We start from the raw sequence: 11,224 nt of genomic DNA, 5'->3' as shown, positions 1-11,224 counted from the left end.
TTCTGTTTTAAAACAAAACAGTCATCCTTATAAAATACAACTTACCATTGCTCCATAAGAGCAAAATGTGTGTAGAAAATAAGATCGTATTATTGCGGTGCGCTCCGTAGGAGCGCTATGAAAAAACATTTCAAAAATTACAAAGTCAAAAACGCATATGCAAAAGACAGTACAGAAATCACAATTCCTGCCATAAAAATCTGATACGTCACCGAAAGAAGCTTATATTTTCTGTCTAAAACCTTTCCTAAAAAGTACAGGTCTTTCGTCAGAGAATCGTAAATATAATCACGATCCTTAATCAGATCTTTCATCGAATTATTAAAATCATCAAAAAGCATTTGCTGAAAATTTCCGAAAAACAGAAGATTTACCTTTCGGTCTGCAATATCCTGTTTTGTAAAATTGGTTTTCGTCACATTCGGTTTTGTCGAAAGAATCGCAAAAATAATTGTTAAAACACTTGAAATCAAAAGAAAAAATGTCGGAATAATCAAATGCGTATTTTTCGGAGCATCCAGCTTTGGAACCAAAACCGAAAGACAAACCGAAATAATAATCGCATTTACCGAAAGTAAAATATTCGCTTTACTGTCTGCAATATCACTCAATCTTGTGTGATTATTCAACGTGACTCTGAACAGAGTATCAACACTTCTATCCGATTTCTGATCTTTTTTATCTGAATCTTTCTTTGGTTTTTCTTCTTTATCCAATTTTTTTTCCAACTTTTTTACATTTTTCATTTTCAAAGGCTCCCAATGTTCTTTGGCGTAATCAGTAAAATATTTGTGTTTATTTTTCAGAAAATCCACATTCATTTCGTTCCACTCGTCATTTGAAAAGCACATTCCGCCTGTCAGTTCCCATTCTTTACGCAAAGCTTCCGCCGAATCATTGTAAAACGGACTTGCAAAGTGACTGAAATCAGCGTCCTTCATGATTTCCTCCAGTAAACCTTGAGGTTGGTGATATTTTTCGGTAGAAAGAATCAGCTTTGAAACCTCATCAATATATTCGTCTGAAAAGTTATCTTTCTTCAAAAATTCTCTCATGATAACCGCACTGCGCTTCTCATGACCTTCTGCATTGCAGTCGGTAAAGCCAACATCATGAAACCATAATGCCAATAACACTTTTTCTTTGTCTGTTTCAGAGATACTGGTATGTTTTATGATTTCATCTGCTTTCTGAACAGCGTATGTGGTATGAATAAAATTATGATAAAAGTAAACAGAAGATAGTTTATCTTTGAATAAGTTTTCAACATAATTTTTAGCTTTGTCTAAGATGCTCATCACAGAATTTTTCTTAATGTAAATGTATGAATTTATCCTTTAAATCTTATTTAAAAAAAATAGCTCCGGCAGGAAAAACACTTCTCCTTTCGGGACTTCTTTTATCTTGTGCTACCTACAACGTAAAAAAAGGTAAAAACTTACATGAGCTGCAGCAATCTGAAATAAAAACGGATAACGATTTTCAGATCTTCCTGGTTGGAGATGCCGGAAATGCGGAAGAAATTCAGGCTCAGCACACTTTGAATTTTCTTAAAAATAAGATTGATTCTGCCAACAGCAATTCGATGCTGATCTTTTTGGGTGACAACATCTACCCTCTCGGAATGCCAAAAGAAAGCGACAGTGGCTATCCTCTAGCCAAAGAAAAAATGGAAAACCAGCTTTCAATTACCAAAAATTTTAAAGGCAAAACATTGGTTATTCCAGGAAATCATGACTGGTATCACGGTTTAGACGGATTAAAAGCTCAGGAAGAATTTGTAAAATCTTATCTGAACGATAAAAAATCTTTTTTGCCTAAAAATTCCTGCCCGATTGATGATATTAATTTAACAAAAGACATTAAGCTCATCGTTATTGATTCTGAATGGGCTTTAATTAACTGGGATAAACAACCCGGAATCAACAAAGGCTGCGATATCAAAACCAGAGACGACCTTTACACCGAATTCAAAGATTTAATTACTAAAAATCAGGACAAAAGAATTATTGTTGCGCTTCATCATCCCGTAATCAGCTCGGGCGTTCATGCCGGTTTTAATACTGCAAAATCACATCTTTCAGCTTTTAACGGTAAAGTTCCAGTTCCCGGAGTCGCTACTGTTCTTACAACTTTAAGAAGTTCTTCCGGAGCAAGCATGGAAGACATCAGCAACAGACATTACGCAGATTTTGCCAACAGAATCAAGAGTATTGTTCAGGATAAAGAAAATGTAATTTTCGTTTCCGGGCACGATCATAATTTGCAATATCATGCAGACCGAAATATCAGACAAATCATTAGCGGAGCCGGCTCAAAAACCGACCCTTCAACGATTGTTGAGAAAACCGATTTCTCTTACGGCGGAAGCGGATTTGCTGTTTTAAATTTAAGAAAAGACCTCAGTTCAGACGTTGAATATTTTTCAACCAAAGATAATAAGCTAGAAAAACTGACACAGATTTCTGTTATTTCTAAACCAAAAATATTTGAAAATAATTTTCCAAGCTCACTTCCGGCAACATATACTTCTGCCGTTTACGCCGAGAAGATGACTCAAAAAGGGAAAATCTACCGCTGGCTTTGGGGAGAACATTACAGAAAATATTACTCACTTCCGATTAATGCGCAAACTAAAGATCTTTCTGACATGAATCCCGGTTATTCACCGGTACGAGAAGGTGGCGGAAATCAGTCGAACAGTTTACGTTTAAGAACCAATGACGGACAGGAATTTGTAATGCGCGGAATCAAGAAAAGTGCAGTTCGCTTTCTCAACGCACAAGCTTTTAAGAAAAATGATTTCGGAAACGAATTAAACAATACGTTCGCTGAACGATTTCTCCTCGATTTTTATACAACCAATCATCCTTTTACAGGTTTTGCAGTCAATAATATGATTGATAAGTTAGGAATTTTCCACAGCAATCCCGAATTATATTATATTCCGAAGCAAAAATCTTTAGGAAAATACAATGAAAACTATGGCGATGAATTATACATGATCGAAGAACGTTTTTCTTCTGACCCAAAAACTTTGCAATCGCTTGACAATGCTACAGATATTGTTTCAACTTCAGATGTTCTGAAAAATATGCGAAAAGACAGCAAATATTCTGTGGACCAGGCTTTGTACATCAGAGCCAGGATTTTTGATATGCTGATCGGAGATTGGGATCGCCACGAAGACCAATGGAAATGGGCTGAATATAAAGTCGGTAACAAAGTTATTTACAAACCGATTCCAAGAGACAGAGATCAGGCTTTCAGCAATTATGACGGTGCTGCTTTTTTCTTTATCATGAATATTCCGATGATTCGTCACATGAAATCTTTTAAAGATGAAATTAAAAATGTACGTTGGGTAAACATGGAACCTTATCCTTTAGATTTAATTTTCCTGAAAGGCTCTACGGAACAGGATTGGAGCAATCAGGCAAAATTTATTCAAAAAAATCTTACGGATACCGATATCGACAATGCCTTTAAAAATCTTCCGAAAGAAGTTCAGGACGAAACAATTGCCGATATTCAGAGAAAATTAAAGCTGAGAAAAGAGAAAATCGATGCAAATGCAGTTGAATATTATCACATTCTTCAGGAAAAAGTTCCATTGGTGGGTACTTTAGACAAAGATAAATTTGTTATCGTTAAAAATGAAAACTCCGTTGATGTAAAGCAATACAAAATCAATAAGGATAAAACTGAAGAGCTGGTCTTTGAGAAAAATTATGACGGCAAAAAAACAAAGGAACTTTGGATCTATGGTTTGGATGATGATGATATTTACGAAGTTTCGGGTGATGGGAAATCAAAGACCAACATTCGATTAATTGGCGGTTATAATCACGATGTTTATCAAGTTTCCAATGGAAGAAACGTTAAAATTTATGATTTTAAATCTCAGAAAAATACGTACGAAACCAAAGGAGCTTTAAAAAGAATTTCTGATGATTATAATGTGAATACCTATAACTGGAAACATCCGAAATATAATTTCTTTGCAGGGTATCCGAATGCGAATTTCAACCCTGATGACGGAGTAATTTTAGGGATTGTAGCAAACTATACCGTCAACAATTTCATTCGTGACCGCTTTACACAGAAACACAGCTTAAGCGCCAATTTATACACTGCAACTGGTGGGTTTAATCTTGGCTATAAAGGAGTTTTCAAAAAAGCAATTTTCGGTTGGGATGCAGGAATTGATGCTCTTTACACGACTCCACATTTTGCTCGAACATTTTTTGGTTTAGGAAACGAAAGCTTAAACGATGCGGATGAGGACAACAGAGATTATAACCGTGTGAGAATTTCGCAGATTAAATTTGCACCTTCCATTTCAAAAACAAGCTGGCTTAATCTGAAACATCAGTTTCAGTTAACTTTTGAAAATGCTAAAGTTCAGAGAAATGATGATCGTTTTGTAGCCGTTTCTCCCGATGTAAGACCTGAAGTTTTCAATAATCAACAGTTTGGAGGAGCAAATTACACGTTTAGCTTTAAAAATTTAGATAATAATGCTTTTCCTACGTTAGGCTTGGAATTAATTTTAAATGCAGGCTGGAAAACCAATTTACAGGATTTCGACAGAAATTTCGCAACATTCCAGGGAACGATGAATCTTTTTAAAAGAATTGATAAGCAGGGAAGATTTGTTTTTGCCAACTCAACGAATGCAATGATCATCAACAATAATAATTTTGAATTCTACCAAGCTGCAGCCATTGGCGGAAACAACGGAATGCGCGCTTATAGAAATGAAAGGTTTGCCGGAAAATCGTATTTGGTCAACAATGCAGAAGTCCGTTGGGATTTTGGTAGGGTGAAGAACAATATTGTTCCGACCAATATGGGGATCTTGGTAGGTTACGATTTGGGAAGAGTATGGATAGACAAAGAACAGTCTGACAAATGGCATCAAGGTGTTGGTGCAGGATTTTGGTTAAATCTTTTGGAATCTTTCTCTGCAAGACTAGATTATTTCATCGGTTCGGATGGAGGAAGAATTTCCGGCGGTGTGGGAATGAATTTTTAGAGAAGTCTAAAGAAAAGAATATCACAAAATAAAAAAAGAAAACCGAAATGGTTTTCTTTTTTATTTCTAATGAGATAATACTACTTGCCCGTCAGAATTATATTGATACGTCCATTCATTATATCCGTTTCCTGGCAAAATCTGAGGGTCATTTGGTAAATATTGAGTTGTATAAGATATCTTTCTGTAATTATTTTCTGACAAACTTTTCACGAAAAAATTTTCATTTAATAATGAAAGCTTTTTATACGGATTTTTAGCTGTATCAAAGTTCAAATAATCCGTTTTAGTCAGCTTAGTCTGAACATTTCCTGAAAGCTCTAGTTTTTCACTTTTAATCAGGTTTTTATTAGAATCAAAGAAATAGGTATCATAAGTATCCCAAGAGTACCATTTTGTATGAACCGATATTTTATTTGCTTCGTATGAATAGTTTTTAACTTGATAAATCTCGTTGTAATTATTATAAACTTCAGATTTAATCAATTTATTATTTTGCAATTTATGAACAATTTTCTTTACTCCATCATGCATTTCTGAATGTTCGACAACAACCTGATTAGGTAAGTAAGAGACACTTGTATATATATCGTTGGAAAAAAAATAAATATTAGAACCTCCCGAATTTACTTTATTTAATCTTCCGGTCATTCTTTTCAAAAGCCCATTTTCATAGAGAAATTTATAATTCCAATCTTGGTTTACATTTGTTATAATAGGAAGTTCGGCATAATAAACCCAAATCTTATCCGGTTGTAATTCCGAAGAATTATTTTGAGAAGTTTCTTCTTGTAAAATATCATCAGTTCCACTACATGAAATAACAGCGAAAGCAAGTAGAATATATAATAGTTTTTTCATAATTATTTTTAACAACTGCGAAAATAATCTATTATCAACTACAATCCAAAACGATAAACATTCCCACCTTCATTTTTATCCTTTTCATCGGCGATTAGCAGAGTTTTGTCATCCAAAAAAACAACTGCCTCTTTTTGTGAATTATGATCCAGAGAGATTTTCTGAATTTTAGCTGAATTAAAATCATTTGTTGTGAATCCGGAAAGAACATGAATATTCTTGTGCGTTAGAAGTACAATCTGATCTTTAGAATTAATCGCAGCTGAAGTAATAGCAGCATCATTAAAGCCACCTTCCAGTTTCAGCTTTCCTATTAATTTTGCTTCAAAATCACCTTCTTTATTTGGAATCTGGAAGACTAAAAAAGTTCCGTCAAATCCTTTGCTTCTGTTTTTTGTAAATAGATAAAAACTTCCGTCTCTTTCTACAAAAGCTTCACAATCGTACAGCAAGTTTGATTTTTTCGGTGGAAATTCGTTTTGTCCTTCGTAATGAAACTTCGTTGTCTGAACGACCTTTGTTGACGTTTGAGAACCGTTTTTCAAATCTAATTTTATAATGGAAAGATTCTGTCTGTCATTTTCATTATTTCCGAAATCTCCGATGTAGATATCTCCGTTTTTATCTTTTGTAATGTCTTCCCAGTCGTTGTTTTCTGTATTTTCTACCAAAACATCTGCAATAAGGTTTCCTTTTAAATCTAAACCATAGACTACATTTTTATTTCCTGCATCTTCAATTGCCCAAATAGTTTTTTGGTCTTGGGAAAGTGCAATTCCCGAAACTTCTTTTAGCTTTTTGGGAAGAGAAAACTCTGTCTTCAAGGCATCACTTTTTATTGCAGAATCCTGTGCTTTAGGATTGCAACTTAGTAAAAACAGGGCGAAAATATAGTTGAATTTCATAACTTCCTTTTTATTTAATATTCAAATTTAAACATTAAGTTATTTCAGTGGATAAGATTTTTTAAGTTTCAGATAAATCTGATTTAAGATGACTGATAATGAATATATTTTGATATTTCTTAAACTTCTCAATCATTACATAAATCTTAATGGCTTAAATATTTTTTACTTCTTCAATTTTTTAAACTGAAAAAAAGAAAATCTTACGCTTTTCTCCAGGTTATTGATGGTTTGCTGATGGTAGAGTAAGAATCCTGCTGATAAACCCATTAAACTTCCGATTACAGTATCGATCAGTCTTGCCTGCATTAATTCGGTAACATCATGATGAATGTGACTTCCGGTTTCTACCAGTAAAATTGTTAAGGGTGTAAGAAAAACAACTGCAAACCCATAATTTCTCACGATCATCAGTTCAACAACATATTGTAAAATCATAATAATAAAAATCATCACAATTTTTTCTGGATCAAAATAAAGAATAACAGAAGCCAAACCGAGACCTACGAAAGTTCCGATAATTCGATGGAGATTTCTTTGCCGTACATGCTCAAAATTTCTCCCTTGAATGATAGCAATTGTTGAAATGGAAATCCAATAGGTATTTTTAAATTCTAACAGATGCCCGATGATCAAAGTTAAGATCATAAAAACAGCGATTATCCCACTTTCTACGAACTTTGTATATCGTCTTTTCCTGAATGTTCTTCTGGGAAGATTGATGACCGCAGATTTCTCGACAAAAACAGAATAAATAAATGCAAATGAACAGGAAAGAATGGCGCCCATCGCAAAAAGACCGATCCTTGTAGGAATCAATTCGATATTAAACTGAAAATTACTCGCCATTGCCGCAACCATAATGAAAAAGAAATTTCCGGGAGGTGGAATTTTGTAATAATTTGTTATAAAATGTGAGAGAAAAGCCACAATTCCTAAGGCAAAGGCGGCAGAATAGATATTAAATCCCAAACATAAACTCACCGCAAATGAGAAAATCATTCCAAAGGAACAAACCGCAAGATGAATCATTCTTTGACTGATCGGAGCCTGCGTGAAGTAAAGAATCGTTAATGCTCCCAAACTTGAGAAGCTTCCAAAGTCAGGTTTTTCTATAAGCCAACCCAAAAGCAATGGCGTCCCGATGCACAAAGCCGCCAGTAAAGGAAAATGCCATTTCCTTTCTGTCTTTTTGATTTCAATGATGTACTGAAATCTGTTTTGCACAGGATGATTTACTTTCATTAATTTTTATCTTGAAGCTTTGCTTTTTCCCAAAACAGATCCATTTCCTCTAAAGTCATATCGGCTAATTTTAAATCTGCTTCAGCTGTAAGCTGTTCCATTTTCTGGAATCTTGAAATGAACTTTAAATTTGTTCTTTCTAATGCTGAATCAGGATTTATCCCTGAAATTCGGGCATAATTGATTAGTGAGAAAAACACATCGCCTAACTCCTGCTCTTTTTTGTCTAAATCGGTCTCCGCATGAAACTCCTGAATTTCTTCGTCTACTTTTTTCCACGCATCTTCAGCGTCGTGAAATTCAAAACCAATTCCTTTTACCTTATCCTGAATTCGGTATGCTTTTACCAAACTCGGCAAACCTTTAGGAACACCACCCAAAATAGATTTGTTGCCTTCTTTTAGTTTCAATTTTTCCCAGTTCTGCTTTACTTCTTCATCATCTTTCACTTCAACATCTCCATAAATATGAGGATGACGGAAAATCAGTTTTTCATTCAAAGAATTAATGACATCAGCAATATCAAAACTGCCTTTTTCGGAACCAATTTTAGCATAGAAAACCAAATGAAGCAAAACATCTCCCAATTCTTTTTTAATTTCCGTTAAATCTTCCTGTAAAAGCGCATCAGAAAGCTCGTAGGTTTCTTCTAACGTTAAATGACGTAACGTTTGAAGAGTCTGCTTCTGATCCCATGGACATTTTTCACGAAGATCATCCATAATATCTAAAAGTCTTCCGAAAGCTTCGAGTTTTTCCTGTTTGGTATTCATCTAATTGAGGTTGAGATTAAGGTTTAGGTTAAGAAGTACAAATTTACGGCAAATCTTCTGTATTGTTATTTTGTCTTGAAACAAAAAACCTCATCATTTCTGACAAGGTTTTTATATAATATTCAGGATATATTATCCCATTTTTCTGTGTGTACTTTTTGTAGCAGCTTTTGCTCCTGTACTTGCTTTTACTTTTGGAGCTGCAGGTTTTTCAGCTTTTGGAGCTTTTTTTGGAGCTTCTTTTTCAATGCTTACCTCTTCTGTAGCTTCTCCGTCAACAGTTTCAGGTTCTGCTTTTACAAAACTTTCAGGAGTGATGTAGCCTGCTTTGTGAAGAATGTTATACCATTGAGCTAATTTTTTGATGTCAGAATTATATACTCTTTCAGTATCATAATTTGGAAGAGATGCACCCATAAATTCTTTCAACTCATCTTCTGAAGATTTGTGAGAAAGCGCTTCTTTATAATCGTGGTTTTTAGCAATGTTTTCGAATACTTCAAACAAAGGAACTTCTTTATCAAAAGTAAACATGGCGATATTATCCAAAAGACTTACCTGGCTTGAATTCCCGATGCTCACCTTCTTTTTAGTAGTTACGTCCTCGATAATGAATCCGTTTTTCAATTGCGAAACCAACTTGTAAAGACCCGGCTTACCAGAAATCGAAATTATTTTTTCTAACAGCATAATTTTATTTTTTTAATTTTAGTAAAAGCTATAACGCTCTTTATAATAATATATTTCTTAGTTTAAATTATTTTGGAAATCTCATTTTATAACCTATTGAAACATCTCCCTGAGTGATTTTTGTGAGTTTTCCTTTCACCAACTTTTTCTTCAGCGCACTTAAATGATCGGTAAAAAGTGTTCCTTCAATATGATCATACTCATGCTGAATTACGCGGGCTCTAATATCGGAAAAAGTTTCTGTATGCTTTACAAAATTTTCGTCGTAATATTCAATAAGAATTGTACTCTTCCTTTTCACATCTTCTCTTACATCAGGAATTGAGAGACATCCTTCATTAAATTTCCATTCTTCACCAGATTCTTCAAGAATTTTTGCATTGATAAAAACTTTTTTAAAGTCCTTCAGTTCTTCAGCAATATCCTCATAATCCTCATCCTCCGCTAAAGGCGTCACATCTACGATAAACAATCTGATATCCAGACCAATCTGTGGTGCAGCCAAACCAATACCGTTTGCGCTGTACATGGTTTCAAACATATTATCGATCAGTTCCTGCAGATCCGGATAATTTTTGTCTATATCTTTTCCCGTTTTTCTTAAAACAGGATCTCCAAAAGCTCTAATTGGTAAAATCATCTTGTTCTTTGTTCTAAAAAATTCTGCAATATGATGGTTGCACTTACTTTATCTATTAATCCTTTCTGTTGTCTTTGTTTTTTACTTTTTCCGCTTTGGGAAATAAAAAATGAAGCCATTTTTGAGGTAAATCTCTCATCAAAACGATGAACTTCAACCTGCGGAAATTCTTTTTTAAAGTTTTCTATAAAACCTAAAATATCGGTTTCCACTTCCGAAATATTACCTTTTAAATCCGTAGGAAGACCTACAACAACTGCATCTACCTTATTTAAACTGAAATATTTTTTCAAAAAATCAATCAGAAAGTGGGTTTCCACAGTATCAAGACCGCTTGCAATAATCTGCATATCATCGGTTGCAGCGATACCACAACGCGCCTTTCCATAGTCTATTGCAATGATCTGTCCCATAAGTCTGCAAATTTAAGAAATTTTAGCCATTATATTCCTAACACAGTTTTTTTTATAAATCATAGTTTTTTACATTAATTTTTTTATAATTTTATATTACCTAAACCAAAGACTATGAAGCAATTGATTCTCGTAAGACATGCAAAAAGTGACTGGCCCGAAGAAACCAGCGACTTTGAAAGACCATTAGCAGATACCGGCTTACAGGATGCTTTAAAAATGTCTAAATTTCTTAAAAACCATAATATCGCGATTGATTATCTTGTTTCGAGCCCCGCTGTAAGGGCTTTGAATACCTGTAAAATTTTCAATCAGACCTATCATCTGAAATTTGGAACAGACGAAAAACTGTACAATCCTTCTGAAAATAATTTTCAGTCGGTTATTTATGATTTAAATGACGAACTGAATTCTGTTGCGTTTTTTTCTCACAACAACGGAATCTCCAACTTTGCCAATTCAATTTCTGAGGATATTTTCCATTTCCCTACCTGTGGTGTTGCCGGTTTTCAGATTGAATGTGACTCATGGTCGCAGTTTGACGGAGCCAATAAAAAATTGCTTTTCTTCTATGAGCCTGCGAAAATAAAAGTTTGACGTTAAGATTCCCCTCCTCTGGAGGGGTGGCGAAAATTCGTAAGAATTTTTGACGGGGTGGT

Annotated in this window: 10 protein-coding genes; 2 read left to right on the top strand and 8 right to left on the bottom strand. The window is 34.4% G+C overall.

Annotation, left to right across the window (positions count from 1 at the left end; all coding sequences use genetic code 11):
* Window positions 1-137: 137 nt before the first annotated feature.
* On the bottom strand, window positions 138-1,298 hold the full coding sequence (locus BM371_RS09130) for a Pycsar system effector family protein (RefSeq protein WP_034678218.1): 1,161 nt from the start codon (window positions 1,296-1,298) through the stop codon (window positions 138-140).
* 26 nt (window positions 1,299-1,324) lie between these two features.
* Between BM371_RS09130 and BM371_RS09125 the strand changes: the two genes are divergently transcribed.
* Entirely contained in the window at window positions 1,325-5,038 is a 3,714-nt protein-coding gene (locus BM371_RS09125; RefSeq protein ID WP_034678216.1) for a metallophosphoesterase, read from the top strand.
* A 66-nt stretch (window positions 5,039-5,104) separates the two neighbouring features.
* Here BM371_RS09125 and BM371_RS09120 read toward each other — a convergent pair whose 3' ends face one another.
* The 7 genes from BM371_RS09120 to ruvX form a co-directional block, all read right to left on the bottom strand.
* Complete coding sequence (locus tag BM371_RS09120; protein WP_034678215.1) at window positions 5,105-5,899, bottom strand: hypothetical protein; 795 nt, start codon at window positions 5,897-5,899, stop codon at window positions 5,105-5,107.
* Window positions 5,900-5,937: 38 nt separating this feature from the next.
* Window positions 5,938-6,804: a hypothetical protein gene (locus BM371_RS09115; protein ID WP_034678214.1), complete on the bottom strand. Its 867-nt coding sequence runs from the start codon at window positions 6,802-6,804 to the stop codon at window positions 5,938-5,940.
* Window positions 6,805-6,969: 165 nt separating this feature from the next.
* Complete coding sequence (locus BM371_RS09110) at window positions 6,970-8,049, bottom strand: FUSC family protein (RefSeq protein WP_034678212.1); 1,080 nt, start codon at window positions 8,047-8,049, stop codon at window positions 6,970-6,972.
* A complete protein-coding gene (gene mazG, locus BM371_RS09105) occupies window positions 8,049-8,822 on the bottom strand; it encodes a nucleoside triphosphate pyrophosphohydrolase (RefSeq protein WP_034678210.1) in 774 nt (257 codons plus the stop codon). Before mazG ends, BM371_RS09110 begins: the two co-directional genes overlap by 1 nt.
* 132 nt (window positions 8,823-8,954) lie before the next feature.
* The gene (locus BM371_RS09100; protein ID WP_034678209.1) at window positions 8,955-9,512 is read right to left on the bottom strand and encodes a DUF5606 family protein; all 558 of its coding nucleotides are present in this window, start codon (window positions 9,510-9,512) and stop codon (window positions 8,955-8,957) included.
* 67 nt (window positions 9,513-9,579) lie between these two features.
* Entirely contained in the window at window positions 9,580-10,152 is a 573-nt protein-coding gene (gene def / locus BM371_RS09095; protein WP_034678208.1) for a peptide deformylase, read from the bottom strand.
* Complete coding sequence (gene ruvX, locus BM371_RS09090; protein ID WP_034678207.1) at window positions 10,149-10,565, bottom strand: Holliday junction resolvase RuvX; 417 nt, start codon at window positions 10,563-10,565, stop codon at window positions 10,149-10,151. Before ruvX ends, def begins: the two co-directional genes overlap by 4 nt.
* 114 nt (window positions 10,566-10,679) lie before the next feature.
* Between ruvX and BM371_RS09085 the strand changes: the two genes are divergently transcribed.
* Window positions 10,680-11,162, top strand: a complete 483-nt coding sequence (locus BM371_RS09085) for a SixA phosphatase family protein (protein ID WP_034678205.1) — start codon at window positions 10,680-10,682, stop codon at window positions 11,160-11,162.
* Window positions 11,163-11,224: the final 62 nt, after the last annotated feature.

Source organism: Chryseobacterium formosense, assembly GCF_900116415.1.
In the GTDB taxonomy this organism is placed as follows: domain Bacteria; phylum Bacteroidota; class Bacteroidia; order Flavobacteriales; family Weeksellaceae; genus Chryseobacterium; species Chryseobacterium formosense.
This window is presented reverse-complemented; position numbering and strand designations above follow the sequence as displayed.

Bases quoted from the DNA above. Each gene is read 5' to 3' on its own strand.
- BM371_RS09130 (WP_034678218.1), bottom strand. From the start codon at position 1,298: ATGAGCATCTTAGACAAAGCTAAAAATTATGTTGAAAACTTATTCAAA.
- BM371_RS09125 (WP_034678216.1), top strand. From the start codon at position 1,325: ATGAATTTATCCTTTAAATCTTATTTAAAAAAAATAGCTCCGGCAGGA.
- BM371_RS09120 (WP_034678215.1), bottom strand. From the start codon at position 5,899: ATGAAAAAACTATTATATATTCTACTTGCTTTCGCTGTTATTTCATGT.
- BM371_RS09115 (WP_034678214.1), bottom strand. From the start codon at position 6,804: ATGAAATTCAACTATATTTTCGCCCTGTTTTTACTAAGTTGCAATCCT.
- BM371_RS09110 (WP_034678212.1), bottom strand. From the start codon at position 8,049: ATGAAAGTAAATCATCCTGTGCAAAACAGATTTCAGTACATCATTGAA.
- mazG (WP_034678210.1), bottom strand. From the start codon at position 8,822: ATGAATACCAAACAGGAAAAACTCGAAGCTTTCGGAAGACTTTTAGAT.
- BM371_RS09100 (WP_034678209.1), bottom strand. From the start codon at position 9,512: ATGCTGTTAGAAAAAATAATTTCGATTTCTGGTAAGCCGGGTCTTTAC.
- def (WP_034678208.1), bottom strand. From the start codon at position 10,152: ATGATTTTACCAATTAGAGCTTTTGGAGATCCTGTTTTAAGAAAAACG.
- ruvX (WP_034678207.1), bottom strand. From the start codon at position 10,565: ATGGGACAGATCATTGCAATAGACTATGGAAAGGCGCGTTGTGGTATC.
- BM371_RS09085 (WP_034678205.1), top strand. From the start codon at position 10,680: ATGAAGCAATTGATTCTCGTAAGACATGCAAAAAGTGACTGGCCCGAA.